We start from the raw sequence: 26752 nt of genomic DNA on the forward strand, positions 1-26752 counted from the left end.
AGGGCCATGAGTTCACCCGCGAAGGAATACCGCCGTCGGCTACTTCTTGCGGAAGGGGTGGAGAAGGTCGGAAAGATGCCAGTGGTGGGGTACCGGGGGCTTTTCCTCGTCCGCCGCCGGGCCCTCCGGGACGTCCTCGGTCAGCTCCTGGCCGATGGGCCCTGCGATCGACACCGGTCGCGTCGCCCTGGCCCCGCGGCCGTGGCGCTCGACCGCGGCCATCGTGTCGAGCACGGACGAGACCTGGCCCGCGCGCATGATCCGTACGACATGGCTGCCGCAGTTCATGCAGGTGGGACGGGACAGCGGGGACGGGACGCGGGCGCCGTCGGCCTTGTAGACGACGTACTCGTGGCCGCGGGCGTCGACGTGGTGCTCGATGTCGTACGCCTGCTCCCAGCCGTAACCGCACCTCATGCACGCGAATGCGTACGCCTCGTGCGCGACCTCGTGGGCGACGGGCGGCGTTCCGGTGCCGGTGATCTCACTCATTCCAGCTCCTCTCCACTGATCCAGTGGACGCCTTTTCGGGCCGGAACGCATCAGCTCCGGAAGAACCATGGACGCGCTTTGGCGTTTCCTTGCCCGAAGGCCCTGAGAGCGGGCCCGCCGCCGGGTTCCGCTTTGCCTTTCAGATTAGTCCTTTACCGTTTCCGGGGCCCGGCGCCGCCGCATTCTTTGCCGCGACCACCGCATCGAACACCTCGCGCTTGGGAATACCGGCCTCGGCCGCCACCGCCGCGATGGCCTCCTTGCGCCGCTCGCCCGCCTCCTCGCGCACCCGCACCCGGCGCACCAGTTCCTCGGCGTCGAGCTCGGCCGGCCCGGTCTCCGGGGCGCCCTCGACGACGACCGTGATCTCGCCCCGTACGCCGTCCTTCGCCCACTCCGCGAGCTCGCCGAGCGGGCCGCGCTTCACCTCTTCGTACGTCTTGGTCAGCTCGCGGCAGACGGCGGCCCGCCGGTCCGTGCCGAAGACCTCGGCCATCGCGGCGAGCGTGTCGTCGAGCCGGTGCGGGGCCTCGAAGTAGACGAGGGTCCTGCGCTCGTCCGCGACCTCGCGGAGCCGGCCGAGCCGCTCGCCCGCCTTCCTCGGCAGGAAGCCCTCGAAGCAGAAGCGGTCCACGGGCAGCCCGGACAGCGCGAGCGCGGTGAGAACGGCGGACGGGCCGGGCACGGCGGTGACCTTGATGTCCTGCTCGACGGCGGCGGCGACCAGGCGGTAGCCGGGGTCGGACACGGACGGCATGCCGGCGTCGGTGACGAGCAGCACCCGCGCCCCGCCGGCCAGCGCCTCGACCAGCTCGGGCGTCCGCGCGGTCTCGTTGCCCTCGAAGTAGGAGACGACCCGGCCCTTGGTGTGCACGCCGAGGGCGCGGGTGAGTCCGCGCAGCCTGCGGGTGTCCTCGGCGGCCACGATGTCCGCGTTCTCCAGCTCGGTGGCGAGCCGGGGCGGGGCGTCCGCGATGTCGCCGATGGGGGTACCTGCGAGTACGAGCGTTCCTGTCACGTCTCTCATCCTCCCAGCCCGGTCCGACATCCACTGCCATCGCCCGGTCCGGGCGGAGGGACGGGGCCGTAAGGGCCCGTACAGGCGACGCCCACAGGCGCGTTCCCTACGATGGCGCGGTGACCAGTACCGCACCCGAGGCCCTGGAGGGTCCGCACCCCATGGCGCCGACCGTGGCAGAACCCTCTTCCTGGCAGCGGCGGCTGCGGCGCTTCGGCTACCGGCCGCCGGCCGCCGGCCCGCTGTCGATCGGCCTGCGGGAGCGGCTCGTACCGCCGTACACCCGCCCCTCGCCGCGGCTCTGGTCGCTGTTCGGGATCCCGCCGGCGGCCGCCGAACGGGTGTGGCGGTTCGCCGCCTGGGGCGGCCCGCTGCTGGTGGCGCTGGTCGCGGGCCTGCTGCGGTTCTGGCACCTGGGCAAGCCGCACGCGGTGATATTCGACGAGACCTACTACGCCAAGGACTCCTGGGCGCTGATCAACCAGGGCTACGAGGGCGCCTGGCCGAAGGACATCGACAAGACGATCCTGTCCGATCCGGGCTCGGTGCTCGTGCCGACGGATCCGGGATACGTGGTCCATCCGCCGGTCGGCAAGTGGGTGATCGGCCTCGGCGAGGAGCTGATCGGCTTCGAGCCGCTGGGCTGGCGGTTCATGGTGGCGCTGCTCGGCACGCTGTCGGTGCTGATGCTGTGCCGGATCGGGCGGCGGCTGTTCCGCTCGACGTTCCTGGGGTGCGTCGCGGGTCTGCTGCTGACGGTGGACGGCCTGCACTTCGTGATGAGCCGGACCGCGCTGCTCGACCAGGTGCTGATGTTCTTCGTCCTGGCCGCGTTCGGCTGTCTGCTGATCGACCGGGACCGGGCGCGGGCCCGGCTCGCGGCCGCGCTGCCGGAGGACGAGGAGGGGGTGCTGCGGCCGGACTCCTCCGTCGCGGAGACCCTGCGGCTCGGCTGGCGGCCGTGGCGGCTGACGGCGGGCGTGATGCTGGGCCTGGCGGCCGGCACCAAGTGGAACGGCCTCTACATCATGGCCGCGTTCGGCCTGATGACGGTCCTGTGGGACCTGGGCGCCCGCCGCACGGCCGGCGCGTTCCGCCCGTACGCGGCGGTGGCCCGGCGCGACCTCCTGCCCGCCTTCGTCTCGGTCGTCCCGGTCGCGATCCTCACGTACATCGCCTCCTGGACCGGCTGGATCGTCACCGACAAGGGCTACTTCCGGAACTGGGCGGCGGAGCAGGACAAGATCGGCGGGGGCGGCACCTGGGGCTGGCTGCCGGAGTGGCTGCGCAGCCTGTGGCACTACGAGACCGAGGTCTACAAGTTCCACGTGGGCCTGACCTCGCCGCACACCTACCAGTCCAACCCGTGGAGCTGGATCGTCCTCGGCCGCCCGGTCTCCTACTTCTACGAGTCCCCCGCGCCCGGCACCGCCGGCTGCCCGGCGAACGCCACCGAGAAGTGCGCCCAGGAGGTCCTCGCCCTCGGCACGCCGCTGCTGTGGTGGGCGGCCTGCTTCGCGATCCTCTACGTCCTGTGGCGCTGGGCCTTCCGGCGCGACTGGCGCGCGGGCGCGATCGCGTGCGGGATCGCGGCGGGCTGGGTGCCCTGGTTCCTCTATCAGGAACGCACCATTTTCTTTTTCTACGCGGTGGTGTTCGTGCCGTTCCTGTGTCTCGCGGTGACGATGATGGTCGGGGCCATCGTGGGACCGCCGGGTTCCTCGGAAAGGCGGCGGACTTTCGGGGCGGTGGGCGCGGGAGTGCTCGTTCTCCTCATCGTCTGGAATTTCATTTACTTCTGGCCGCTGTACACCGGAACGCCCATTCCGATGGACGCGTGGCGGAACCGGATGTGGCTCGACACCTGGGTGTAGCGGATCGCGCAACGGAAACCGGCGACTTGGTCGCTTTCCGGTAACGACCGTCGCGGTCGTCACTCCTCCCTCGTAGGGTTCCGGTGGGGCCATACCTGGGGGAGGAGGCGCAGTCATGCGCAGTGGTGCCAAGGTCGCGATCGTCGGCGGGGTGTTCGTCGTCGTCGCGAGCGGGGTGGGGTACGGGGGTTACAACCTCTGGAACGGGATTACGGGCGGCTCGGGTCCGGACACACGCTCGGCGTCCGGGACCGACGGGAAGCGGTCCGGGCCGGTCACGCCCGAGGAGGTCACGTCCACCGCGAAGGACTTCCTCGCGGCCTGGGCGACGGGCGAGTCGGAGACGGCGGCGCAGCTGACGAACAATCCGGTCGCCGCGGGCCCGGCCCTGCTCGGCTTCCGCGAGGACGCGAAGGTCTCCGCCGCGTCGATCACGCCGGGGCCGGCGAGCGGGGCGACGGTGCCGTTCACGGTGAAGGCGACCGTCACGTACGAAGGGGTGTCCAAGCCCTGGACGTACTCCTCGCGGCTCACCGTGGTGCGCGGGCAGACGACGGGCCGGCCGCTGGTCGACTGGAAGCCCGGCGTGCTGCACCCGAAGCTGACGACGGCGACGGCGACGCTCCGCACGGGCGGCGCGAAGACGGGCGAGATCAAGGCCGTCGACTACAAGGGGCGGGAACTGACGGCGGAGAAGTACCCGTCGCTCGGCCCGGTCCTGGACCAGCTGCGCGAGCGGTACGGCTCCACGTCCGGCGGCAAGCCGGGCATCGAGGTGTACGTCGACTCGGGCCAGGAGAGCGTGCCCGACACCACGCTGCTGACCCTCGCGAAGGGCGAGGCGGGCAGGCTGGAGACGACGATCGACGCGGATGTGCAGGCGGCGGCCGAGAAGGCGGTGAAGCGGTACGGCACGGCGTCGGTGGTCGCGATCAAGCCGTCGACGGGCGCGGTGCGGGCGGTGGCGAACAGCCCGGCGAACGGGTTCAACGCGGCGTTCGAGGGCAAGAAGATGCCGGGTTCGACGCTGAAGATCGTCACGGCGGCGCTGCTCCTTGAGAAGGGCCTGGTGAAGGCGGACGAGGTGACGGAGTGTCCGCGGGAGGCGATGTACAACGGCCGGACCTTCCACAACCTCGACTACTTCTCGCTGGACGGCGCGCCGTTCGGGAAGAGCTTCGCCAAGTCCTGCAACACCGCCTTCATCAAGAAGATCGACGACGTCCACGACGACGCCGCCCTGGGCAAGGAGGCGAAGGAGGTCTTCGGCATCGGGCTCGACTGGAAGACCGGCATCCTTTCGGTCGACGGCTCGATCCCGGAGGAGACCGGCGGCGAGGCCGCGGCCCAGTACATCGGCCAGGGCACGGTCCAGATGAACCCGCTGAACATCGCGTCGATCACCGCGACCGCGAAGGACGGCACGTTCCGCCAGCCGTACCTCGTCGCCAAGAGCGTGGACGACCGCGAGTTCGCGCAGGCCGAGCGGCGGCTGCCGTTGTCGGTGGCGCGGCAACTGCGGGACGTGATGCGGCTCGCGGCGACCGCGCCGTACGGCACCGCGACCAGGGTGATGTCCTCCGTCTCCGCCGGCGACAAGGGCGCGAAGACGGGCTCGGCGGAGGTCGACAACCAGGCCGTGTCGGACTCCTGGTTCACGGGCTTCGCGGACGACCTCGCGGCGGCGGCCTTCGTGTCGGAGGGCGGGCACGGCGGTACGGCGGCGGGCCCGGTCGTGGCGCAGGTCCTGAACGCGGGCTAGCGGCACCGTAACCCGGTCGCGTGCGTCATACACGTACCGCTAGCCTGCGGGCCCATGACGACGTCACACGCAGATGCCCATCCGCAGTTCGCCGCCGCTCTCCGGGAGTTGGGCCTCGACGTGGAGGTGCGCCGCTTCCCGGACGAGACCCGCACCGCGCAGCAGGCCGCCGATGCCATCGGCTGCGCGGTGTCGGAGATCGTGAAGTCGCTGGTCTTCGCGGCGGACGGGGTGCCGGTGCTGGTCCTGATGGACGGCTCGTCGCGGGTGGACGTGGAGCGGGTACGGGCGGAGCTGGGCGCGGCGGCGGTGACGCGCCCCGACGCGAAGGTGGTCCGGGAGACGACCGGGTACGCGATCGGCGGCGTCCCGCCCTTCGGGCACCGCACCCGCACCCGGGTCCTGGCCGACCGCGGGCTGCTCGACCACGAGGTGGTGTGGGCGGCGGCCGGCACCCCGCACAGCGTGTTCGCGCTCGATCCGAAGTCGCTGATCACGCGGGCGGGCGGCCGGCTCGTCGACGTCCGCGAGCGCACGGCGTGACGCCGCTGGTGGCCGTGGCGGTGCTGATCGCGGCCGTCACGCACGCCTCGTGGAACGCGATCGCCCACCACATCAAGGACCAGCTGGTCTCCTTCACCCTGATCTCCGGCGGCGGCGCCCTCCTCGGCGCCGCCGCCGCCTGTTTCACGCCGATGCCGGCGGCCGGGGCCTGGCCCTGGCTGGTGACCTCGGCCCTGCTGCACGTCGGCTACATGGCCCTGCTGATGCGGTCGTTCACGCTCGGCGACTTCGGCCAGATGTACCCGATCGCCCGCGGCACGGCCCCGCTGGCCGTGACCGTCCTGGCCGCCGTCCTCGTCCACGAGATCCCCGACCCCGCCCAGCTCGCGGGCGTCGCCGTCGCCTGCGCGGGCCTCACCGGCCTCGCCCTCTGGGGCATCCGCGGCAAGGGCGCCCGCCCCGACTGGCCCGCCCTCCTCGCGGCGGGCGCCACGGGCCTCGCCATCGCCGCCTACACCGTCGTCGACGGCGTCGGCGTCCGCGCCTCCGGCACCCCACTCGGCTACATCGCCTGGCTGATGGTCCTGGAGGGCCTCGCCGTCCCGGCCTACGCCCTCGCCACCCGTCGCCGCGCCCTCCTCCCCCAACTCCGCCCCCACGCCCTCAGCGGCCTCCTCGGCGCGGCCCTCTCCGTCTCCGCCTACGCCCTCGTCCTCTGGGCCCAGACCAAGGCCGCCCTCGCGCCGGTCGCCGCCCTCCGCGAATCCTCGATCATCGTCGGCGCGGCCATCGGCACGGTCCTCTTCAAGGAGCGCTTCGGGGGCCCGAGGGTGGCGGCGGCGGGTCTGATGGTCGTGGGCATCGGGCTGATGCTGTACACGAGTTGAGCCTCATGCGCCTTGCCGGTCGGGATCACGAGTCGGCCGGCGGGGGGACGGCGGCGGGCCGGTGGGGGGACGGTGGGGGGTCGGCGGGGGGGACGGCGGCGGGCCGGCGGGGGGGCCGGCGGCTGCCCGATCGCTCCCCTGCTTCTGCCCGTCCGTACCTCGAAGCGGCCGGCCGCGTCCCTGTATCCAGGAGGTCCAGGACGCCGACGAGGAGGACGAGGCACCCGTGCGAACCCCGAGCAGTGGCAGGACCGGCGACGAGCGGAAGCCGGCGGGAACGAGCCCGGCCGGCAGGACGGCGGCCGCGCGGCCGGGCTTGCAGGGCAGCGCGGGCAACGCGGCTGTCGTGCAGATGCTGCGCGAGGCCGGGCATCCGTGGGCGCAGGAGGAGCACCGGCACGGCGCGGGGTGCGGGCACCGGCAGGAGCAGGGGCCCGAGGTGCCGGAGGTGCAGCGCTCGGCCGTGCACGACGTGCTGCGCACGCCGGGACGTCCGCTGGACGACGTGACGCGCGCCGACATGGAGCAGCGGCTGGGCGCGGACTTCTCCGACGTACGGATCCATGACGACACCGCCGCGAGGACCTCCGCCGCCGAGGTCGGCGCCCGCGCCTACACCTCCGGCAGCCATGTCGTCATCGGTGACGGCGGCGCCGACCGGCACACGCTGGCCCATGAGTTGACCCATGTCGTCCAGCAGCGCCAGGGCCCCGTCGCGGGGGCCGACAACGGTGCCGGGCTGAAGGTGTCGGACCCGTCCGACCGTTTCGAGCGGGAGGCGGAGGCGACGGCGCGCGAGGTCATGGCGGGGCGGCCGGTGCAGCGGCGCGCGGACACGTCGTACCGGCCGTCGGGCGCACCGGCCGTCCAGCGCATCACGTATCCCGAGAACCCGGGCGACATGCTCAAGCAGTCGTACTGGGAGGAGCAGGCCGGCGGAAAGAAGCAGCTGGTCAACGCCAAGAAGGACCTGAAGGGCCTGAAGAAGGGAAACCAGCGCACCCTCGGCGACGTCGTGGGCGGCGTCGCCAACAGGCTCCTCGTCCAGTTGGACAGCATGCCAGCGACATCCGGAGTCCTGCGGCTGTACCGGGGGATGAGCAGCGGCGAGGCGGACGCGGTCCTGGCCTGGGCGCAGGCGGCGGACGGCGTCGAGAGCCCGCGGGTCCGCAGCGAGAACTGGATCAGGCAGAACCCCAGGGGGACCGCCGCCGGGTGGCGCGAAGCGGGCGGGCAGGTCATCCCGGTCGGCACCCACCTCGGCGACCAGAAACAGGCCGACAACTACATGGAGGACGGCTCCCGGATGCTCGAGTTCACGCTCAAGCCCGGAGCCCACAGGCTCCTCTTCGACCCGGAGTACACCGCGCTGGCCCCCGAGGGAGACGCGACGGCCTTCATCAACAAGGCGATACCGAGCGCCAACCGCGTGGCGGCCAACAAGAACGAGGGCACCTTCGGCGGTTACATCGGGATCAAAGCCGAGCGGCACGGCTACTTCAGCGTGAACCCCGGAAAGTCCACGCAGGTCGGCGACGGCTGGAAGCAGACCCCGGGGCATCTCCTCTTCCAGATGTTCGTGCAGAGCGTGCGGGACGTGACCGGGGAGTACGCGGCGAACGATCTGCCGAGCACGCGCGGCTGACCTCGCGCAGCCGACTCCGCGCCGACCGGAACGCCCCCTACCTATCGACAAATCGACCAGAAGTGCACACCTCGGCCTCTATCGTCCTGAGCGACACGATCGATCGCGCACACCTACGAGGGAGATCACATGATCAGGTCGCGCACCATCGGCACCGTCCTGGCCGCCGCCGCGCTCGCCGCGGGCACGCTCGTCGCCGGGGCCGGATCCGCGTCCGCCCACTACGTGGAGCCGGAGCCGGCGTTCCACCTCAAGAACGCGTACGGCGGCAAGTGCCTGGCCGCGCGGGGCTACGACGACGGGGCGAAGCCGTTCAGTTTCGACTGCATGGACTACGCGGACCAGTACTGGATCTTCGACGAGACGGACGCGCCGACTCCCGGGGTGTTCCGGCTGAAGAACGCGAACAACGGGAAGTGCCTCGCGGTGCAGGGGTTCGACAACGGGACGGACCCGTTCCAGTTCGACTGCTGGAACTACGCCGACCAGTACTGGCAGAAGGTCCCCACGGAAGACCCGGACCGCTTCAAGCTGAAGAACTTCAACAGCGGGAAGTGCCTGGCGATGCAGGGCACCGACAACGGGCGTATCCCGTTCCAGTTCGACTGCGAGGCCTACCTCGACCAGGAGTGGTACATCCGCTGACGGCGGGGCCGAGGCGTCACAGCGCCGCGCGCACCGCCCGGATCAGCGCCTGGGCGCGCGGGTCGGCGGTGACCGTCTTGCGCATGCCGTTGGTGACGTAGCCGAAGCCGATGCCGGAGTCCGGATCGGCGAAGCCGAGCGAACCGCCGCGGCCGGGGTGGCCGAAGGAGCCGGGGCCGAGGAGCGGCGAGGCCGGGCCGTGGAGCATGTGCCCGAGGCCGAAGCGGGTGCCCACGACGAGGACGCGGTCGGGGCCGGCCGACTCCTCGGTGCGGGCCAGGGTGAGCGTCGCCGGCGCGAAGAGGCGCGGGCCGCCGTCGACCGGGCCGAGCGTCGCGGCGTAGAAGCGGGCGAGGGCGCGGGCGGTGGCGACACCGGCCGAGCCGGGGAGCTCTGCGGCCCGGTACACCGGGTCGTTCTCGTCGGGACGCGGATCGATCACGCCGAAGGCGCGCCGGGTCAGCGACTCGGGGTCCTGGTAGGCGGCGGCGACCGAGGGCTTGGGGCGCAGCCTCAGCATCGGGCTGTCGGCCGGCTCGATCTCCTCCACCGGGCCGAGGCGGCCGACCCGGTGGGCCTCCTCCCCGGGCAGCCCGATCCACAGGTCGAGGCCCAGCGGGCGGGCGATCTCCTCGGCCACCCAGCGGCCTATCGTGCGGCCGGTGACCCGCTGGACCAGGCCGGAGAGCAGCCAGCTGAAGGTGTGGGCGTGGTAGCCGTGCGCGGTGCCGGGCTCCCAGACGGGGGCCTGCGCGGCTATCGCGTGCATGGCGGTGTCCAGGTCGACGGCCTCGGCGAGGGTGAGCGGGCGGTCGAGCACCGGCACTCCCGCGCGGTGCGCGAGCAGCTGCCGTACGGTCACCCGGTCCTTGCCGGCCGCCTTGAACTCCGGCCAGTACGTGCCGACCGGCGCGTCCAGGTCGAGCTGGCCGCGCTGGTGGAGCAGGAGCGGCACCGCCGCGGCGACACCCTTCGTGGCCGAGCGGACGACCTGCGCGGTGTCCACCGCCCACGGCGCCTCGCCGGCCCCTTCCGCGCTGGGGGCGTCCCGCGTGCCCGCCCACAGGTCGACGACCTTCACGCCGTCGCGGTAGACCGCGACCGCCGCGCCCTGCTCCCCCCGCTGCTCGAAGTTGCGCAGGAACGCGTCCCTGACCGTCTCGAAACCCGCCGCCACCGTGCCCCGGACGTCCACCTGACCCCACGCTTCCTCTCGTACGAACGACCCCATGGTGCAACGCGGTCCTCCGCGAAGGGATTCCGGGGTCCGTCAGGCCACCGAGCTCGGCACGAAGCCGTACGGCAGCTCCAGGCGGTGCCGCGCCATCAGTTCCTCGTCCGACAGGATGTCCGCGGTCCGTCCGTCGGCCGCGATGACGCCCTCGCTGAGGATGACGGACCGCGGGCAGAGCTCCAGGGCGTACGGCAGGTCGTGCGTGACCATGAGGACGGTGACGTCCAGGGAGCGCAGGATGTCGGCGAGCTCGCGGCGCGAGGCCGGGTCCAGGTTGGAGGACGGCTCGTCGAGGACGAGGATCTCGGGCTCCATGGCGAGGACGGTCGCGACGGCGACCCGGCGCCGCTGCCCGAAGGACAGGTGGTGCGGCGGCCGGTCCGCGAACTCCTCCATGCCGACCCGGGCGAGGGCCCGCCGCACGACCGCGTCGAGTTCCGCGCCGCGCACGCCGGCCGCCGCCGGGCCGAAGGCCACGTCCTCGCGGACGGTCGGCATGAACAACTGGTCGTCGGGGTCCTGGAAGACGATGCCGACCCGGCGCCGGATCTCGGCCAGGTTCTTCTTCGCGACCGGCAGCCCGGCGACCGTCACCCCGCCCGCGCCGCCGGTCAGGATGCCGTTGAGGTGCAGGACCAGGGTGGTCTTGCCGGCGCCGTTGGGGCCGAGCAGGGCGACCCGCTCACCGCGCCCGACGGTCAGGTCCACGCCGAAAAGGGCCTGGTGGCCGTCCGGGTACGCGTACGCGAGGCCGCGCACGTCCAGAGAAGGGGGAACGGTCATGTCGTCCATCCGAGGAGGCAGATCAGGAGGGCGGTGAGCGGGAGCGCGGCGGCCTGGCGCCACTGGGCGGCGGTGGCGGTGACCTCGTCGATGACCGGGATCGAACCCGTGTAACCGCGGCTGACCATGGCGAGGTGGACCCGCTCCCCGCGCTCGTAGGAGCGGATGAAGAGCGCGCCGGCGGACTTCGCGAGGACGCCCCAGTGCCGCAGCCCCTTCGCCTCGAAGCCGCGCGAGCGGCGCGCGACGGACATCCGGCGCATCTCGTCGGTGATCACGTCCCCGTAGCGGATCATGAAGGAGGCGATCTGCACCAGCAGCGGGGGCAGCCTGAGCCGCTGGAGGCCGAGGAGCAGGGCGCGCAGCTCGGTGGTGGCGGCGAGCAGGACGGAGGCGGCGACGCCGAGGGTGCCCTTGGCGAGGACGTTCCAGGCGCCCCACAGGCCGGGGACGCTCAGCGGGACGCCGAGGACCTCCGTCTGCGCGCCGGGCACCACGAAGGGCATGAGCACGGCGAAGGCGACGAACGGGATCTCGACGAGCAGCCGCTTCAGCAGGAAGCCGGCCGGGACCCGGGCCCGCGCGGCGACGGCGCCGAGCAGCACGGCGTACAGCGCGAAGGCCCAGACCGCCTCGCGGGGCGTGGCGACGACCACGACGACGAAGCCGAGGACGGCGGCGAGCTTGGTGTGCGGGGGCAGGGCGTGGACCGGCGAGTGCCCCTGCCGGTAGAGCCTGTGGGCGTGGCCCGCGCCCATGTCAGGCCCCCACGGATCGGTTCGTACGGCGGCGGCGGACGGCCCAGAAGGCGCCGGTGCCGACGGCGAGGGTCGCGCCGACGCCGATCACCCCGGCCAGGCCGCCGGACAGGCGCGCGTCCGAGACGTCCTTGACGCCGTAGTCGGCGAGCGGGGAGTCGGCGGCGGCGTGCGGCTTGGCCTGGGCGGCGATGCCCTGGTCGGCGGCGACCTTCTCCAGGCCGTCGGGGCTGGCGGAGGCGTAGAAGGAGACGAAGCCGGCGAGGACGAGGGCGGTGACGACACCGCCGATCCACACCTTCTTCGGCGACCGGACGGGGCCGGCGGCGGGCGTGGCGTCGACGAGCTCGCCGTTGACGCGCAGCTTCAGCGGGGTGGTCAGCCCGCGCGCGCCGTACACGAGGTCGGGGCGGACGGCGATGACCGCGCCGACGGTGAGCATGGTGATGACGGCCTCGCCGATGCCGATGAGGACGTGCACGCCGACCATCGCGGTGAGGACCTTGCCGAGGGGCACGTCGGTGGTGCCGCCGATCGCGTAGACCGCGGTGAAGGCGAGGGCCGCGGCCGGCACGGAGACGAGCGCGGCGAGGAAGGAGGCGACGGTCACCGAGCGGCGGGTGCGGGGCAGCACGAGGACCAGGCCGCGGAAGAGCCCGTACGCGACGACGACGGTGACGACGGCCATGTCGATGATGTTCACGCCGAGCGCGGTGAGGCCGCCGTCCGCGAAGAGCACGCCCTGCATGAGCAGCACGACGGCGACGCACAGGACGCCGGTGCAGGGCCCGACGAGGATCGCCGCGAGCGCGCCGCCGAGGAGGTGTCCGCTGGTGCCGGCGGCGACGGGGAAGTTGAGCATCTGGACGGCGAAGATGAAGGCGGCGACGAGACCGGCCAGCGGGGCCGCTTTCTCTCCCCCGTGGCCTCCGGCACGGGAGGTGCCCCCGAGCTCCTTGCGGGCCCCGCGCAGGCTGACGGCGACGGCGCCGGCGGCGACGACACCGGCGGCGGCCGATACGGGGGCGTTGATGAATCCGTCGGGTACATGCACGTCCCGAATGATAGAGCGCTCCTGCGAATGGTTTGCAAGAGCGCCCTGAGGTCAGGAGTGAGGTGTGCCCCTCGGGCGCACGCCCCCGAAAAGTGGGACATTAGGGACTAACGACGCGCATATGCGCGTACGAGTGTGAGGAGCCGTCCGATGGCCCGCGCCGCCGATGACCGAGAAGCCGCAAGCGAAGCCGCGACCGACGTCCTCGAAGTCGTGGACCACGCCAGAGGCCGGATCATCAGCGACGCCCCGCTCTCGCGCCCCGTCCCGGTCGCCCTGCGCTACGACCCCGCCCACGAGCCCCCGACCGTGCGTTTCGTCTTCCCCGGGAACGTCGAGTGGTCCTTCCCGCGCGCCCTCCTGGAGAAGGGCCTGCGCGCCCCGGCGCGGCGCGGGGACGTCGGGGTGTGGCCGTGCGGGCGGGTGCAGACGGTGGTCGAGTTCCACACGGAGGACGGGGTCGCGGTGGTGCAGTTCGACACGACCGCGCTGCTGCGCTTCCTCCGGCACACGTACGCCGCCCGCGCGCCGTTGTCGGCACGCTGACGGCGTACGCGTCGCGTCGGCTCCCCGTCCCCACAGGTTCCGACGCGGTCCGGGGCGCGCCGCCCGCTCATGCGGCGGCCCCGGAGATCTCGGTGCTCAGGCCTTCACGAGCTCCTTCTCGGCCGGGCCCGCGGGGCCGGCCGGCCCGGCCGCACCGGCGGCCGCCAGGCCCTCGCCCTCCACGTCGACGTTGGGCAGCACGCGGGCGAGCCACTTCGGCAGCCACCACGCCTTGTGGCCCAGCAGCGCGAGCACGGCCGGGACGATCGCCATGCGGACCACGAAGGCGTCGAAGAGGACGGCGACGGCGAGGCCGAAGCCGATCATCTTCACCATCTGCTCGCTGGAGCCGATGAAGCCGGAGAAGACCGCGATCATGATCACCGCGGCGGCCGTGACCACCCGGGCGCCGTGTTGGAAGCCGGTCACGATCGCCTGCCCGGGGCGGGCGCCGTGCACGTACGCCTCGCGCATCCGCGTGACCAGGAAGACCTCGTAGTCCATCGCCAGGCCGAAGACGACGCCCACCATGAAGATCGGCATCATCGACATGATCGGGCCGGTCTGCTCGACCCCGAACAGGCTGCCCAGCCAGCCCCACTGGAAGACCGCGACGACGGCGCCGAGGGCGGCGACCACGGAGAGCAGGAAGCCGAGGGCCGCCTTCAGGGGCACCAGGACCGAGCGGAAGACCACCATCAGGAGCAGGAAGGCGAGGCCGACGACGAGCGCCAGGTAGGGCAGCAGGGCGTCGTTCATCTTCTGCGAGAAGTCGATGTTCATCGCGGTCTGGCCGGTGACCAGGACGTCGTCGCCGGTCGCGCCGCGGATGTCGTGGACCAGCTCCTCGGTGGCCGCGGAGGACGGGCGGTCCTTGGGGATGACCGTGATCATCGCGGTGTCGCCGGCCTTGTTCGGGGTCGGCGGGGTGACGGCCGCGACGCCGTCCAGGCCCTTGATGGCCGACACGGCCTGGTCGGCGGCGGCCTTCGGGCCGTCGACGACCACGAGCAGCGGGCCGTTGAAACCGGGGCCGAAGCCCTCGGAGAGCAGGTCGTAGGCGCGGCGCTCGCTCGTGGAGGTGGGCTTCACGCCGTCGTCCGGCAGGCCCATCTCCAGGGAGGTGGCCGGCACGGCGATGGCGCCGAGGCCGAGGACGCCGACGAGCAGCACCATCAGCGGGCGGCGGATGACGAAGCGGGCCCAGCGGGTGCCGGCGTTCGGCTTGTCGTCCTTCGGGAGGCCCGTGCGCGGGTTCGTCGTGTCGGCCTCGCGCTGCTCACGCTGCTCGCGCTGCTTGCGCGCCTTGCGGCCGACGATCCTGTCGCCGGCGAAGCCGAGCAGCGCCGGGATGAGGGTGAGCGCGATCAGTACGGCGATCACGACCGTGCCGGCCGCGGCGAAGCCCATCTTCGTGAGCATCGGGATGTTGACGACGGCCAGGCCCACGAGGGCGATGACCACGGTCAGACCGGCGAACACCACGGCGGAGCCGGCGGTACCGGCCGCGCGCCCGGCGGCCTCCTCCTTCTCCCGGCCCTCGGCGAGCTCCGCGCGGTAGCGGGAGACGATGAAGAGGGCGTAGTCGATGCCGACCGCGAGGCCGATCATCATCGCGAGGGTGGAGGTGGTGGAGCCGAGGTCGAGGACGTTGGCGAGCGCGGTGATCGTGGAGACGCCGATGCCGACGCCGATGATCGCGGTGAGCAGCGGCAGTCCGGCCGCGACCAGCGAGCCGAAGGTGATGACGAGCACGATGCCGGCGATGACCACGCCGACGATCTCGCCCGCGCCGGTCTCCGGAATGCTCTGGAGCGCGTCGCCGCCGATCTCGACGGTCAGCCCCTGGCCCTGCGCCTTGGCACCGGTGTCCTTGAGCGCGTCACGCGTCGCGTCGGTCAGCTCCATGGCGTTGACCTTGTACGCGACCGAGACATAGGCGACCCGGCCGTCGCGGGAGATCGCCTGCGCCGTGTACGGGTCGGTGACCCGCGCGATCTGGTCCGAGCCGGACTTGAGCGCGGCGACGGTCTTCTCGACCTTGGCCTTGTTCGCCGGGTCCTTCATGGTCTGGCCGGCCGGGGCCTGGAAGACCACGCGGGCGGTGGCGCCGTCGGCGTTGGAACCGGGGAAGCGCTGTTCGAGCAGGTCGAAGGCGCGCTGGGCCTCGGTGCCGGGGATCGAGAAGGAACTGGAGGTCGCGGTGGACGCGGTGGCGGCGCCGACGCCGGCGAGGGCGAGGAGCGCCACCCAGATCAGGGCGACGAGCCGCCGGCGCCGGAAGGCGGAGCGGCCGAGCTTGTAGAGGAACGTGGCCACGGGGGCGTACTCCCAATTTCGAGTGGGACAGGGCATGGGGAGCCGGCCCGACGGCGTGAGCGGTGCGACGTCAGGTGGTGCGGGTGATGGTGCGGGGGTGGTTCGGGTGGTGCGGAGAGGGCTGAGTGGGGGTCAGGCGCCGAGTGAGGGGAGCACGACGGCGTCGATGTAGGCGCTGAGGAAGGCGTGGTCCACCGGCTGGTCCTCGATCAGCGGGCGGGCGATGAACGCCCCGATCAGCATGTGGGGGACGAGCTTGAGCGCCGGGTTCGCGGCGTCGATCTCGCCCCTCCGGACGGCTCGGTTCAGGACGTCGTCGAGGCCGGTCATCTCGGGTTCGATGAGCAGCTCGCGCAGTGCCTGGAGCAGTTCGGGGTTGTTGTGGACGGCATGGGCCAGGCCCCGCATCAGCGCGGAGTCCCGCTCCATCTGGCAGTCGTCGGTCCGCTCCAGCATCGCCCGGAAGTCGCCGCGCAGGCTGCCCGTGTCGATCTCGGCGAGCGAGACCGGCTTGTTGTGGCGCAGGGCCCTGGCGACGAGTTCCGGCTTGCTCCCCCACTGGCGGTAGAGGGTGGCCTTGCTGGACCGGGTGCGGGCGGCGATGGCGTCCATGGTGAGGGCGTCGTAGCCGACCTCGCGCAGCAGCTCGAGCACGGCTTCGTACAGCTCGGCCTCCCGCTCGGGGGTGAGCCTGCTGCGTGCCATGTCCGACCTCCGGTCGACGTGAACGAACGAAACGGTTTCGTACACCACGACGATACCCACCCGCCATGCGAAACGAAACCGTTTCGTACGTGTCCTCGCCCACACGTCCTGGACACACGTACGAGTTGCCGCGACCCCTTTCCGCGGAAAGCATGAGGAGGTGACGGACGACCTCGCGTATCTCCGCTTCCCGCACCTCCACGGCAACCTGCTGTGCTTCGCGGCCGAGGACGACCTCTGGGTCTCCCCCCTCGTGCCCGGGGGCCATCTGCCCGGCCGCGCGTGGCGGATCACCGCCGACCGGACCCGGGTCGGCCACCCGCGCTTCTCGCCGGACGGGCGCCACATCGCCTATACGAGCTGGCGCAGCCTCGACCCGGAGATCCATCTCGCACCGGTCGACGGCGGCCCCTCCCGGCGGCTGACCTACTGGGGCTCCACCGACACCCGGGTCTGCGGCTGGTCACCGCCGGACGAGGACGGCAACGCGGAGATCCTCGCCGTCTCCTCGCACGGCCAGCCCTTCTCGTACTTCTCCTGGGCGTACACCGTCTCCACCGACGGCTCCCCCGGCCGCCGGATGCCCTGGGGCCCGGTCTCCGACATCGCCGTCGCCGATCTGGACGGGCAGCGCCGCACCCTGCTCCTCACCGGCACCCCGCCGCACGAGCCGGCCTCCTGGAAGCGCTACCGGGGCGGCGCCATGGGCCGGCTGTGGCTGCACGGCGAACAGCTGCTGCCCGCCATCGGCGGCCATCTCTCCGCGCCCATGTTCGTCGCCGCGCCGGCCGCGGAGGGCGGCGACGCGGGCGCGATGCGGATCGCGTTCCTCTCCGACCACGAGGGCATCGGCAACCTCTACTCCTGTCTCCCCGACGGCACCGATCTGCGCCGCCACACCGACCACGACGACTTCTACGCCCGCAACGCCTCCAGCGACGGGCGCCGGGTGGTCTACCAGTGCGCCGGCGAACTGTGGATCGTCGACGAACTGACCGCCGGCTCCCGGCCCCGCCGCATCGACGTCCGGCTCGGCGGCCCGCGCACCGGCCGCCGCCCCTACCAGGTGCCGGCCGCCCACCACGTCGACGCCCTGTCCGTCGACGAGACCGGCCGCGCCTCCGCCGTCATCGTCCGCGGCAGCCTCTACTGGCTCACCCACCGCGACGGACCCGCCCGCACCATCGCCGACACCCCCGGCGTCCGGGTCAGACTGCCCGAGATGCTGGGCAGCGGCGGCCAGGTCGCCTACGTCACCGATGCCGAGGGCGAGGACGCCATCGAGATCGCCTACCTGCCCCGGGCCAGCGGCGACCGCCCACCGCGCCGCCTCGCCTCCGGCGAACTCGGCCGCGTCGAGGAGATGGTCTCCGACCCCGACGGCGAACGGCTCGCCATCGCCTCCAGCGACGGACGGCTGCTCCTCATCGACACCACCGAGGAGGAGGCCGGCGTGGAGGCCGCGGTGGAGGCCGAGGAGGAACCCGCCGCGGAGCCCGGCGAGACCTCCGCAACCGGCACCACGGAGCCCGGCGAGACCTCGGGAACCGGCACCTCGGAGCCCGGCACCCCCGCGGCCGAGGGCTCCGAGGCCGAGGGCTCCGCGGCCGAGGGCCCCGCGGCCGAGGGCCCCGAAGGCGACGCGGTGACGGAGGAGGGAACCGTGGTGACGGAGCTGATCCGCTCGGTCAACGGGCCCGTCCGCGACCTCGCCTTCTCCCCCGACGGCTGCTGGCTCACCTGGTCCCACCCGGGCATCGGCCGCTCGCTGCGCTCCATCAAGATGGCCCGCATCGCCGGGCCGGGCGCCCGGGTGATCGTGGACGTCACCAACGGGCGCTTCGAGGACGAGAACCCGGTCTTCACCCGCGACGGCCGCTATCTCGCGTTCCTCTCCTGGCGGGGCTTCGACCCGGTGTACGACGTGCACACCGGCGACCTGTCCTTCCCGCTGGGCTGCCGCCCCTATCTCGTACCGCTCTCCTCGGCCACCCCCTCTCCCTTCGCGCTGCTTCCCGACGGACGGCCCGCCGCCGGCGGCATGGACCCGGCCGACGAGGAGGCGGGCGCCGGCGACGGCACCGTCACGGTCGAGATCGAGGGCCTGCCCGACCGGGTCACGCCCTTCCCCGTGACCGCCTCCAAGTACTCCGCGCTCGAGCCGGTCGCCGGCGGCGGCCTGGTGTGGCTGCGCTGGCCGATCTCCGGCGCCCTCGGCGAGACCTTCGCCAACCCGTCGGACCCCTCCCCCCGCCCCACCCTGGAGCACTACAGCATCGCCAGGGCCCGCAAGACCGAACTCGTCGGCCACCTCGACTCGTTCGCGGTCAGCGGCGACGGCAGCCGGCTCGTCGTGAACGACGAGGGCGACCTGCGGGCCGTCCCCGCCAACGAACCCGGCGACGGCGACTCCACCGTCTACCTCGACCTGCGGCGGATCGTGCACGAGGTGGAACCGGCGGCCGAGTGGCGGCAGGCCTTCGACGAGGCCGGCCGGATCGTCCGCGCCTACTTCTGGGAGCCGGACATGGGCGGCGTCGACTGGCCGGCGGTGCTCGACCAGTACCGGCCGCTCGTCGAACGGGTCGCCTCCCCCGACGAGTTCGCCGACCTGCTGCGCGAGGTCCTCGGCGAGCTGGGCACCTCCCACGCGTACGTCAGCCCGGCCCGGCGCAACGAGGGACCGCCGCACTACCAGCGCCCGCAGGGCCTGCTCGGCGCCAACCTGGTGCACCGCGAGGGCGGTTGGGTCGTCAAGCGGATCCTGCCCGGCGACTCCTCCGACTCCAAGGCCCGCTCGCCGCTCGCGGGCATGGGAATCCGCGAGGGCGCGGTCCTCACCCATGTCGACGGCCGCCCGGTCGACCCCGTGGCCGGCCCCTATCCCCTCCTCTCCGGCACCGGCGGCACCACCGTCGAACTCACCTTCACCTCCGCCGAGGGCGAGGGCCGCCCCCGCCGGGTCGCCGTCGTCCCGCTCGTCGACGAACGCCCGCTGCGCTACCAGGACTGGGTGGCCAAGCGGCGCGCGGTGGTCCGCGAGGTCAGCGGCGGGCGCTGCGGCTACCTCCACATCCCCGACATGGGCGGCTCCGGCTGGGCCCAGTTCAACCGCGACCTGCGGATGGAGGTCTCCCGGCCGGCCCTCATCGTGGACGTCCGCGGCAACGCCGGCGGCCACATCAGCGAGCTGGTGATAGAGAAACTCACCCGCAAGATCCTGGGCTGGGACCTCACCCGCAACGCCCAGCCCGTCTCGTACACCTCCAACGCCCCGCGCGGCCCGATCGTCGCCCTCGCCGACGAGGCCACCTCCTCCGACGGCGACATGATCACCGCCGCCTTCAAACTGCTGCGGCTCGGCCCGGTGGTCGGCCAGCGCACCTGGGGCGGCGTCGTCGGCATGACGGGCCGGCACCGGCTCGGCGACGGCACCCAGATCACCGTCCCGATGAACGCGGCCTGGTTCCCCGAGTACGGCTGGTCCGTCGAGAACCACGGCGTGGCACCGGACCTCGCCATCCTGCGCACCCCGCTCGACTGGGCCGAGGGCCGGCACGCCCAGCTGGACGACGCCGTGCACATCGCCGTCGCCCTGCTGGACGAGAACCCGCCCGCGAGCCCGCCCGGCTACGAGGCCGTGCCGGACCGCTCGCGGCCCAAGCTCCCGCCCAGGTCCAGCTCGTAGGCCGTGCCCGGCTTCCCGTCGCCGTCCCCGCCGCCGAGCACGACCCCGCCGACCGCGCCGAAGCCGACCCGGGTGAGCACCGCCCGGGAGGCCGCGTTGTCGAGGGTCGTGGCGGCGGTGAGCCGGCGCAGCCCGTACTCCTCGCGGGCCCGTGCGCACAGCTCCCGTATCGCCCCGGTCGCCACGCCCCGCCCGGTCACCTTCTCGGCGACCCGGTAGCCGAGTTCGGCGCTTCCGTCGGCCACGTCGACCAGGTTGAAGCGCCCCACTATCTCCCCGTCGCCCGCCACCAGCACATGGAAGAGGATCGTGCCGGTCGCCTGCTCCGCCAGCCGGTCCCGGAGCAGCTGCTCGAACTCGTCGAAGTACGCGTCGCCGCGGTCCGGCACGGACGCGGCGAAGAAGGCCCGGTTCTCCCGCTCGAAGGCGAGCAGGGCGGGCGCGTGGTCGGGTCGCAGTCGCTCAAGTACGAACGTCGTTACGTCGGTTGCCTCAGTCTCGGACATGAGGATCACGGTACGTAACTTCGCGATTCCGTGCAGGAAGTTATCCACAGGCAGGGGACCGCGGGCGGCTGCCCGCGAAGTCGTCCACAACACCCGAGTCGTCCACACCACGCGAGTCGTCCACTTACGCGCAGTCGTCCCACAACACGCGAAGGCGCACCCGGCGTCCCGGGTGCGCCTTCCTCACAGGACGGCGTCAGGCGTCGTAGTCCGTGCCGAGGCGCTCCTCGGCCTCGTCCATACGGCCCCTGGTCTGCTGCTGCGCACGGCTCTTGGCCTGCGAGGCACGCTCGGACGCCCGGTCCTTCGCGCCGCCCATGCCCGGTCGCGCCTCGTGCGGCTGCTGCGGCTGCTGCGGCTGCCGTGCCGGCTGCGACTGGCGCGTCTGCTGCGCCTTGCCCTTGGCCTGTCGCGCCTTGTCCTGCATCTCGTCCTTGATGCCCATGAAGATTCACTCCTAGAGGGGTGAGAGGGGAACGGGGCGGGAATCCGCCCCTTGGGCCTCGACCAGACTGACACGGCAGGACAACGCGTGCATTTCGATCAAACACGGACAGTTACGAGGACCGCGTGCGCGCCTGTTCGTCGGCCGCCCCGCCCGCGCCCACGAGCCCCTTCGACACCGAGGCGAGCCGCGGCTCGAAGCGCTTCATCTCGCGCTGTCCGACGGCGGCGATGACGCCCGGCAGATAGCCGCGGGTGGACTGCATCCCGCGCAGCCACCACTGCGCGTACACGTGGGCCGATCGGCGCTCGATGCCCGCGACGATCCGGTCGACGGCGGGGCCGAGCGGGTAGGTGCGGTTGGACGGCCAGGGCAGCCGGGAGCGCAGCTCGCGCATGACGTCGTCCTGGTCGGCGCCGCGCACCATGTCGGTGTCGGTCCAGGAGAGGTAGCCGACGCCGACCCTGACGCCCTTGTAGGCGACCTCGGCGCGCAGGCTGTGCGCGAAGGCCTCGACGCCGGACTTGGAGGCGCAGTACGCCGTCATCATCGGCGCCGGCGTCATCGCGGCCAGCGAGGCGATCTGCAGGAAGTAGCCGCGGGACTCCATGAGGACGGGCAGGAAGGCCCGGGCCGTCACGGCGCCGCCGATCAGGTTCACCTCGATGACCCGCCGCCAGGCGGCCGGGTCGGAGTCGACGAACGGACCGCCCGCCGCGACACCGGCGTTGGCGACGACGATGTCGACCTTGCCGAACCGCTCCTTCACCTCCTCGGCCACCCGCGCCATCGCCACGTGGTCGGTGACGTCGGCGTGCCACCAGTCGGCCTCGGTGTGCAGCCGCCCGGCGACCTCCTTCAGGAGCTCGGGCTCCAGGCCGACCAGCGCGATCTTCGCGCCGCGCGCGGAGAGCTTGCGGGCGAGGAGTTCGCCGACGCCGCGGGCTCCTCCGGTGACGACCGCCACCTGTCCTTCCAGGCTCACTTTGCTCATGCCTGTGCCTCCTTCACGGTCTGCTCCGTCACACCCAGATAGGTGAGCGTCAGTTCGCGGATCTGCGCGGTGACGGCCTCGGGGGCCTCCACCGGCGTCATGTGGCCCATGCCGGCCAGTTCGGTCAGGCCCGTGCAGTGCGGCAGGTCGGCGACCATGCGGCGGGAGTGCACGGGCGGCGTGAGCCGGTCGGCGGTGCCGACGACGACGGCCACGGGCAGCCGCAGCTCCCGCACCTCCGCCGCCAGATCGAGCCCGGCCAGGACCTGCGACCAGCCGTGCCGGGCTCCGCGCGGGCAGGCGTGCACGATCCGGGCACAGGCGTCGACCCGCTCGGGCGCCGAAACCGGTCCCATCGTCGCGTACTTCAGCACCTTCTTCGACACCGCCGTGACCGGCCCGAGCGGCGCCTTCGAGCCGAGTACGGAGCGGGTGAGCCGGGTGCGCAGCCGGCCGGGCCCGAGCGGCACGACGAGCGCCTCCTCGGTCAGCAGGGCCGGCCCGGTCGAGCAGAGCAGCGCGGCGGCGGCGTGCTGCCGGAAGAGCGGGCGCCGGGCGGCGGCCATCAGCGTCATGCCGCCCATCGAGTGGCCGGCCAGGACGGCCCGCTCGCCGGGGCCGAGGGTGGCCGCGAGGACGGCCTCCAGGTCGTCGGCGAGCGCCTCGGTGGAGTAGCCCCTGCCGCCGGAGTGCCCGAGGGTGTCGGCGGCCGGGGAGCCGCCGTGGCCGCGCTGGTCGTAGGCGATGACCCGGTGGTCGGCCGCCAGGTCCCGTATCTGCGCGTCCCAGAAACGGGTCGAGCAGGTCCAGCCGTGGGCGAGGACGACGGCGGGGGCACCGGCCCGGCCGTGCACCTCGACGTGGACGCGGGACCCGTCGGCGGAGGTCGCCGTCAGCGTTTTCACTGGACGGCCTCCTTCTTGCGGGCGGCGGCACGACGGCCCGTCGACGGCTTCGCGGGCGCGCGCAGCACCTCGTACTCGGACAGGTCGACGGTCCGCGTCTCGCGCCGGAACTCGTACGTCGTGCCCGGCCACAGCGTGGTGTTGCGGCCGTTGGCGTCGAGGTACCAGCTGTCGCAGCCGCCCGCCTTCCACACCGTCGCCTCCATCCGCTTCTGCACCCTGCGGTTCCAGGCGTTGACGGCGGAGGGGCGGACGGCGAGGGCGGCCCGGCCTCCCAGGACGTCGAGCTGGCGGAGGTAGTCGGCCATGTAGTTCAGCTGGGACTCGATCATGAGGATCATCGAGGAGTTCCCGAGGCCGGTGTTGGGGCCGATGATCGTCATCCAGTTGGGGAAGCCGGCGGCGGTGGCGCCGCGCAGCGCCTCCATGCCGTTCTTCCACCGGTCGGCGAGCGAGCGGCCCTCGGCGCCGATGACGCGCGGGGCGATCGGCATGTCGGTGACGTGGAAGCCGGTGCCGAAGATGATCGCGTCGACCTCGGTCTCGGTCCCGTCGGCGCCGACCACGACGTTCCCGCGGACCTCCTTGAGGCCGGAGGCGACGACGTCGACGTTGGGCTGGGCGAGGGCCGGGTAGTACGCGTTGGAGAGCAGGATCCGCTTGCAGCCGAGGCGGTACGAGGGGGTCAGCCTGGCCCGCAGCGCCGGGTCCTTGATGGACCGGGCGATGTTGGCCTTGGCGAGCCGCTCGACCAGGCCCAGCTCGTTGGGCCGCTTGGTGAAGGCGCTGACCTGGAGCTCGCGGATGCCCCAGAGGATGCCGCGGCGGGCGGTCGCGGTGAACGGCAGCTGCCGGTGCAGCCAGCGCTCGGGGCCGCTGATGGCGCGGTCCACGCGGGGCATGACCCACGGGGGCGTGCGCTGGAAGAGGGTGAGCTTCCCGACCTTCGGCTGGATGGACGGGACGATCTGGATGGCGGAGGCGCCGGTGCCGACCATGGCCACCCGATTGCCGGTGAGGTCGTAGTCGTGGTCCCACTGGGCGGAGTGGAAGACCTTGCCGGTGAAGTCGGCGAGCCCCGGGATGTCGGGGATCTTCGGGTCCGAGAGCGGGCCGGTGGCGGAGACGACGACGTCGGCGGAGAAGTCGCCGCGGCTGGTCTCGATGTCCCAGCGCAGTTCGTCCTCGTCCCAGGTCATCCTCATGACCTCGTGGTTCAGGCGCAGGTGCGGCCGGATCCCGAAGGTGTCGGTGACATGCTCCAGGTACGCGCGGATGTGGCGCTGCCCGGAGAAGGTGCGCGGCCAGTCGGGGTTGGGCGCGAAGGAGAAGGAGTAGAGGTGGGAGGGGACGTCACAGGCGCAGCCGGGGTAGCTGTTGTCGCGCCAGGTGCCGCCCACGGAGTCGGCCCGCTCCAGGACGACGAAGTCGGTGATCCCCTCACGGCGCAGCCGGACGGCGGCGCCGAGGCCGCCGAATCCCGATCCGATCACCGCCACCCGTACGTGCTCGTGCTTCGCCATGCCGCCTCCCGTGCGCCCGGCCAAGATTCCGCCAGCAATCACTGGCACAGTCGGGACTGTAGAGCAGCGGCATACCGAGCGGTAGGGGTACGGCGAGGGAAAGTTACCGGCGGTACAACATAGGCTGGCGGGCGTGGCGAAACGATCAGGAGAAGCAGCGGTACGGGGCTCGGGGCACGACGCTGTACGGCCCGGCGACACCGACAGCACCGACGTCCCCGGCGTCTCCGGCGCCTCCGGCAGTGACGCGCGGGCCCCGCGCGAGTACCGCATGGCCGACCTGGCCGCCGCGGCCGGCATCACCGTACGCACCCTCCGCTTCTACCGCGAGCGCGGGCTGATCCCGCCGCCCCGCCGCGAGGGCCGGATCGCCTGGTACGACGACCGCCACCTGGCCCGCCTGCGCACCATCGCCGGACTGCTCGAACGCGGCCACACCCTCAACGGCATCGCCGACCTCACCGCAGCCTTCGAGTCCGGCCGCAACGTCCGCGAGGTCCTCGAACTCGGTCCGCCGACCGAGGAGGAACCCGTCCGCCTCACCCCCGAGGAGCTCGCCGACCACTTCGCCGGCGAGGTCACCCCGGAGAACTTCACCGCCGCTCTCGACCTCGGTTACCTCGCCACCGACGGCGAGGACATCGTCCACATCAGCCGCCGGCTCCTCGACGTCTCCGCCGCACTGGTCCGCGAGGGCGTGCCGCTGGCCGCCGTCCTGGAGGCGGGCGGCCGGGTGCGCGAGCACGCGGAGGCGCTGGCGGAGCTGTTCACCGAGATCCTCGGCAAGTACACCGCCGCCGGCGACGCGCAGCGGCTGCGCCCGCTGGCCAAGAGCGTGGTGGAGGCGGAGCTGTCGCTGGCCCTCGACCGGCGGCTGCGCGAGCCCTCGTAGCCCTCCTGGACCGACCTCACGACCTTCCCCCACCCCGTCCGGATCCGAACCGTGGGACTCCACGAACGGGGGAAACGGTGTCACATGCCGTACACCGCGGTCACGGGCGCGTGATCGCTCCACCGCTCGGCGTGCGTCGCGGCCCTCTCGACGTACGCCTTGACCGCCTTCGCGGCGAGTCCGGGCGTGGCGACCTGGTAGTCGATGCGCCAGCCGCTGTCGTTGTCGAAGGCCCGGCCGCGGTAGGACCACCAGGAGTACGGGCCGTCCTGCTCGGGGTGGAGGACGCGGACGACGTCCACGTAGCCGGCGTCGGTCTCGTCGAGGACGCGACCCAGCCACGCCCGCTCCTCGGGCAGGAAGCCGGCGTTCTTCTGGTTGGCCTTCCAGTTCTTGAGGTCGGCCTCGCGATGGGCGATGTTCCAGTCGCCGCAGACGACGACCTCGCGGCCGTCGGCGGCGGCGCGCTCCTTGAGGCCCTTCAGATAGGGCAGGAACTCGTCCATGAAGCGGATCTTCTCGTCCTGCCGCTCGGTGCCCACCTCGCCGGAGGGCAGGTAGAGGCTGGCGACGGTGACGCCGGGCAGGTCGGCCTCGATGTAGCGGCCGCTGCCGTCGAACTCGGCCGAGCCGAAGCCGACGCGCACGGCGTCCGGCTCGCGCCGCATGTAGAGCGAGACCCCGGCGCGGCCCTTGGCGGCGGCGGGCGCGTGGGCGGTGAACCAGCCCTCGGGCGCCCGCACCTCGGCCGGCAGCTGCGCCTCCTCGGCCCGCACCTCCTGGAGGCAGACCACATCGGCGGAGGTCGCGGCCAGCCACTCGACGAAGCCCTTCTTGGCGGCGGCTCGGAGACCATTGACATTCACGCTGGTGATGGTGAGCATCCCGGGAGAATACCGACACCACGGCCGGCGAACCGTCGCCAGTCCCGCATAGACGTACAGTGGAACGCATGAACATACGCCCGACGCCCTTCGACCACCCCGACGCGGTCAAGCTCAACGACGCCGTCCAGCTGGAGTACGCCGAGCGCTACGCGGACGACGACGGCGAGGGCGAGGGCGACCTCACCCCGCTCGCCCCGGCGATGTTCACCCCGCCGCAGGGTCTCTACCTGCTCGCGTACGACACCCAGGGCCGCCCGGTCGCCACCGGCGGCTGGCGCACCCAGCACGCCAACGACGAGGGCTACGCGGACGGCGACGCCGAACTGAAGCGCATGTACGTGGTCCCCGAGGCCCGCGGCCTCGGCCTGGCCCGCCGCATCCTCGCCCTCCTGGAAGCCGACGCCCGCGCCGCAGGCCGCACCCGGATGGTCCTGGAGACGGGCACGGCCCAGCCGGAGGCCATCGCCCTCTACACGTCGAGCGGCTACGAGCCCTGCGCGAAGTTCGGCTACTACCGCGACTACCCGAACAGCCGCTGCTTCGCGAAGGCGCTCTGAGCCGGAAACCCGCCGCCACGGAATCCCGCTGAGCCGGAAACCCGCCGACCCGGAAACGCGGTGGGCGGGGGTCCCGCTACGGCAAACGACGAAGGTCCCGTCCGATCGCAAGATCGGACAGATCGGAAG

The 26752-nt window shown here is 72.4% G+C and carries 24 protein-coding genes; 10 read left to right on the top strand and 14 right to left on the bottom strand.

All coding sequences use genetic code 11. The features are described 5' to 3' along the window. Positions 1-39: 39 nt before the first annotated feature. Both ACWEJX_RS25345 and rsmI read right to left on the bottom strand, forming a co-directional pair. Positions 40-492: a hypothetical protein gene (locus ACWEJX_RS25345; protein ID WP_451609700.1), complete on the bottom strand. Its 453-nt coding sequence runs from the start codon at positions 490-492 to the stop codon at positions 40-42. Between the two features lie 139 nt (positions 493-631). After that, positions 632-1519 (bottom strand): 16S rRNA (cytidine(1402)-2'-O)-methyltransferase, encoded by an 888-nt coding sequence (rsmI, locus tag ACWEJX_RS25350; protein ID WP_451609701.1) that lies wholly within the window; start codon positions 1517-1519, stop codon positions 632-634. A 110-nt stretch (positions 1520-1629) separates the two neighbouring features. Between rsmI and ACWEJX_RS25355 the strand changes: the two genes are divergently transcribed. The 6 genes from ACWEJX_RS25355 (at position 1630) to ACWEJX_RS25380 (ending at position 8827) form a co-directional block, all read left to right on the top strand. Beyond that, on the top strand, positions 1630-3384 hold the full coding sequence (locus tag ACWEJX_RS25355; RefSeq protein ID WP_451609702.1) for a dolichyl-phosphate-mannose--protein mannosyltransferase: 1755 nt from the start codon (positions 1630-1632) through the stop codon (positions 3382-3384). Positions 3385-3499: 115 nt separating this feature from the next. After that, on the top strand, positions 3500-5146 hold the full coding sequence (locus ACWEJX_RS25360) for a penicillin-binding transpeptidase domain-containing protein (protein ID WP_451609703.1): 1647 nt from the start codon (positions 3500-3502) through the stop codon (positions 5144-5146). Positions 5147-5200: 54 nt separating this feature from the next. Further along, complete coding sequence (locus ACWEJX_RS25365; RefSeq protein ID WP_451609704.1) at positions 5201-5689, top strand: YbaK/EbsC family protein; 489 nt, start codon at positions 5201-5203, stop codon at positions 5687-5689. Then, positions 5686-6537 carry an EamA family transporter gene (locus tag ACWEJX_RS25370; RefSeq protein WP_451609705.1) on the top strand — a complete coding sequence of 284 codons (852 nt, stop codon included), beginning with the start codon at positions 5686-5688 and terminating at the stop codon, positions 6535-6537. Before ACWEJX_RS25365 ends, ACWEJX_RS25370 begins: the two co-directional genes overlap by 4 nt. A 226-nt stretch (positions 6538-6763) precedes the next feature. Further along, complete coding sequence (locus ACWEJX_RS25375) at positions 6764-8182, top strand: eCIS core domain-containing protein (protein ID WP_451609706.1); 1419 nt, start codon at positions 6764-6766, stop codon at positions 8180-8182. Positions 8183-8311: 129 nt separating this feature from the next. Beyond that, positions 8312-8827, top strand: a complete 516-nt coding sequence (locus tag ACWEJX_RS25380; RefSeq protein WP_451609707.1) for an RICIN domain-containing protein — start codon at positions 8312-8314, stop codon at positions 8825-8827. Between the two features lie 16 nt (positions 8828-8843). Here the strand turns inward: ACWEJX_RS25380 and ACWEJX_RS25385 are convergent, their stop codons facing one another. The 4 genes from ACWEJX_RS25385 to ACWEJX_RS25400 are packed head-to-tail and all read right to left on the bottom strand — an operon-like array spanning position 8844 to position 12656. Beyond that, positions 8844-10058 (bottom strand): serine hydrolase domain-containing protein, encoded by a 1215-nt coding sequence (locus ACWEJX_RS25385; protein WP_451609708.1) that lies wholly within the window; start codon positions 10056-10058, stop codon positions 8844-8846. Between the two features lie 39 nt (positions 10059-10097). Then, positions 10098-10853, bottom strand: a complete 756-nt coding sequence (locus ACWEJX_RS25390) for an energy-coupling factor ABC transporter ATP-binding protein (protein WP_451609709.1) — start codon at positions 10851-10853, stop codon at positions 10098-10100. After that, entirely contained in the window at positions 10841-11602 is a 762-nt protein-coding gene (gene cbiQ / locus ACWEJX_RS25395) for a cobalt ECF transporter T component CbiQ (protein WP_451609710.1), read from the bottom strand. The genes ACWEJX_RS25390 and cbiQ overlap by 13 nt, the downstream gene beginning before the upstream one ends. 1 nt (position 11603) lies before the next feature. After that, positions 11604-12656 carry an energy-coupling factor ABC transporter permease gene (locus ACWEJX_RS25400; RefSeq protein WP_451609711.1) on the bottom strand — a complete coding sequence of 351 codons (1053 nt, stop codon included), beginning with the start codon at positions 12654-12656 and terminating at the stop codon, positions 11604-11606. Positions 12657-12806: 150 nt separating this feature from the next. Here ACWEJX_RS25400 and ACWEJX_RS25405 point away from each other — a divergent pair, with 150 nt between their 5' ends. Continuing rightward, complete coding sequence (locus tag ACWEJX_RS25405; protein ID WP_451609712.1) at positions 12807-13202, top strand: SsgA family sporulation/cell division regulator; 396 nt, start codon at positions 12807-12809, stop codon at positions 13200-13202. 96 nt (positions 13203-13298) lie between these two features. Here the strand turns inward: ACWEJX_RS25405 and ACWEJX_RS25410 are convergent, their stop codons facing one another. Together ACWEJX_RS25410 and ACWEJX_RS25415 are read right to left on the bottom strand one after the other, a co-directional pair. Then, the gene (locus ACWEJX_RS25410; RefSeq protein WP_451609713.1) at positions 13299-15521 is read right to left on the bottom strand and encodes an MMPL family transporter; all 2223 of its coding nucleotides are present in this window, start codon (positions 15519-15521) and stop codon (positions 13299-13301) included. Positions 15522-15653: 132 nt separating this feature from the next. Next, on the bottom strand, positions 15654-16226 hold the full coding sequence (locus ACWEJX_RS25415) for a TetR/AcrR family transcriptional regulator (RefSeq protein WP_451609714.1): 573 nt from the start codon (positions 16224-16226) through the stop codon (positions 15654-15656). Positions 16227-16386: 160 nt separating this feature from the next. Here ACWEJX_RS25415 and ACWEJX_RS25420 point away from each other — a divergent pair, with 160 nt between their 5' ends. After that, on the top strand, positions 16387-19914 hold the full coding sequence (locus tag ACWEJX_RS25420) for a S41 family peptidase (RefSeq protein ID WP_451609715.1): 3528 nt from the start codon (positions 16387-16389) through the stop codon (positions 19912-19914). Here the strand turns inward: ACWEJX_RS25420 and ACWEJX_RS25425 are convergent. The 5 genes from ACWEJX_RS25425 to ACWEJX_RS25445 form a co-directional block, all read right to left on the bottom strand. Further along, positions 19857-20420, bottom strand: a complete 564-nt coding sequence (locus tag ACWEJX_RS25425; protein WP_451609716.1) for a GNAT family N-acetyltransferase — start codon at positions 20418-20420, stop codon at positions 19857-19859. The genes ACWEJX_RS25420 and ACWEJX_RS25425 overlap by 58 nt on opposite strands. A gap of 196 nt (positions 20421-20616) precedes the next feature. Next, on the bottom strand, positions 20617-20865 hold the full coding sequence (locus ACWEJX_RS25430; protein WP_451609717.1) for a hypothetical protein: 249 nt from the start codon (positions 20863-20865) through the stop codon (positions 20617-20619). A 112-nt stretch (positions 20866-20977) separates the two neighbouring features. Then, the gene (locus tag ACWEJX_RS25435) at positions 20978-21859 is read right to left on the bottom strand and encodes an SDR family oxidoreductase (RefSeq protein WP_451609718.1); all 882 of its coding nucleotides are present in this window, start codon (positions 21857-21859) and stop codon (positions 20978-20980) included. After that, a complete protein-coding gene (locus ACWEJX_RS25440) occupies positions 21856-22764 on the bottom strand; it encodes an alpha/beta fold hydrolase (RefSeq protein ID WP_451609719.1) in 909 nt (302 codons plus the stop codon). The genes ACWEJX_RS25435 and ACWEJX_RS25440 overlap by 4 nt, the downstream gene beginning before the upstream one ends. After that, positions 22761-24287 (bottom strand): flavin-containing monooxygenase, encoded by a 1527-nt coding sequence (locus ACWEJX_RS25445; protein ID WP_451609720.1) that lies wholly within the window; start codon positions 24285-24287, stop codon positions 22761-22763. Before ACWEJX_RS25445 ends, ACWEJX_RS25440 begins: the two co-directional genes overlap by 4 nt. 271 nt (positions 24288-24558) lie before the next feature. Between ACWEJX_RS25445 and ACWEJX_RS25450 the strand changes: the two genes are divergently transcribed. Then, the gene (locus ACWEJX_RS25450; RefSeq protein WP_403800610.1) at positions 24559-25179 is read left to right on the top strand and encodes a MerR family transcriptional regulator; all 621 of its coding nucleotides are present in this window, start codon (positions 24559-24561) and stop codon (positions 25177-25179) included. Between the two features lie 80 nt (positions 25180-25259). On the opposite strand, the gene ACWEJX_RS25455 is transcribed toward ACWEJX_RS25450, so the two are convergent. Then, a complete protein-coding gene (locus ACWEJX_RS25455; protein ID WP_451609721.1) occupies positions 25260-26063 on the bottom strand; it encodes an exodeoxyribonuclease III in 804 nt (267 codons plus the stop codon). 68 nt (positions 26064-26131) lie between these two features. On the opposite strand from ACWEJX_RS25455, the gene ACWEJX_RS25460 reads away from it, so the two are divergent. Next, positions 26132-26623 carry a GNAT family N-acetyltransferase gene (locus tag ACWEJX_RS25460; RefSeq protein WP_451609722.1) on the top strand — a complete coding sequence of 164 codons (492 nt, stop codon included), beginning with the start codon at positions 26132-26134 and terminating at the stop codon, positions 26621-26623. Positions 26624-26752: the final 129 nt, after the last annotated feature.

This window comes from Streptomyces sp. NPDC004788, from assembly GCF_053601115.1.

What these genes read in the sequence shown, in the direction of transcription:
- ACWEJX_RS25345 (WP_451609700.1), bottom strand. Translation starts at nt 492, where the DNA reads ATGAGTGAGATCACCGGCACCGGAACGCCGCCCGTCGCCCACGAGGTC.
- rsmI (WP_451609701.1), bottom strand. Translation starts at nt 1,519, where the DNA reads ATGAGAGACGTGACAGGAACGCTCGTACTCGCAGGTACCCCCATCGGC.
- ACWEJX_RS25360 (WP_451609703.1), top strand. Translation starts at nt 3,500, where the DNA reads ATGCGCAGTGGTGCCAAGGTCGCGATCGTCGGCGGGGTGTTCGTCGTC.
- ACWEJX_RS25365 (WP_451609704.1), top strand. Translation starts at nt 5,201, where the DNA reads ATGACGACGTCACACGCAGATGCCCATCCGCAGTTCGCCGCCGCTCTC.
- ACWEJX_RS25380 (WP_451609707.1), top strand. Translation starts at nt 8,312, where the DNA reads ATGATCAGGTCGCGCACCATCGGCACCGTCCTGGCCGCCGCCGCGCTC.
- ACWEJX_RS25385 (WP_451609708.1), bottom strand. Translation starts at nt 10,058, where the DNA reads ATGGGGTCGTTCGTACGAGAGGAAGCGTGGGGTCAGGTGGACGTCCGG.
- ACWEJX_RS25390 (WP_451609709.1), bottom strand. Translation starts at nt 10,853, where the DNA reads ATGGACGACATGACCGTTCCCCCTTCTCTGGACGTGCGCGGCCTCGCG.
- cbiQ (WP_451609710.1), bottom strand. Translation starts at nt 11,602, where the DNA reads ATGGGCGCGGGCCACGCCCACAGGCTCTACCGGCAGGGGCACTCGCCG.
- ACWEJX_RS25405 (WP_451609712.1), top strand. Translation starts at nt 12,807, where the DNA reads ATGGCCCGCGCCGCCGATGACCGAGAAGCCGCAAGCGAAGCCGCGACC.
- ACWEJX_RS25415 (WP_451609714.1), bottom strand. Translation starts at nt 16,226, where the DNA reads ATGGCACGCAGCAGGCTCACCCCCGAGCGGGAGGCCGAGCTGTACGAA.
- ACWEJX_RS25425 (WP_451609716.1), bottom strand. Translation starts at nt 20,420, where the DNA reads ATGTCCGAGACTGAGGCAACCGACGTAACGACGTTCGTACTTGAGCGA.
- ACWEJX_RS25430 (WP_451609717.1), bottom strand. Translation starts at nt 20,865, where the DNA reads ATGGGCATCAAGGACGAGATGCAGGACAAGGCGCGACAGGCCAAGGGC.
- ACWEJX_RS25435 (WP_451609718.1), bottom strand. Translation starts at nt 21,859, where the DNA reads ATGAGCAAAGTGAGCCTGGAAGGACAGGTGGCGGTCGTCACCGGAGGA.
- ACWEJX_RS25445 (WP_451609720.1), bottom strand. Translation starts at nt 24,287, where the DNA reads ATGGCGAAGCACGAGCACGTACGGGTGGCGGTGATCGGATCGGGATTC.
- ACWEJX_RS25450 (WP_403800610.1), top strand. Translation starts at nt 24,559, where the DNA reads ATGGCCGACCTGGCCGCCGCGGCCGGCATCACCGTACGCACCCTCCGC.
- ACWEJX_RS25455 (WP_451609721.1), bottom strand. Translation starts at nt 26,063, where the DNA reads ATGCTCACCATCACCAGCGTGAATGTCAATGGTCTCCGAGCCGCCGCC.
- ACWEJX_RS25460 (WP_451609722.1), top strand. Translation starts at nt 26,132, where the DNA reads ATGAACATACGCCCGACGCCCTTCGACCACCCCGACGCGGTCAAGCTC.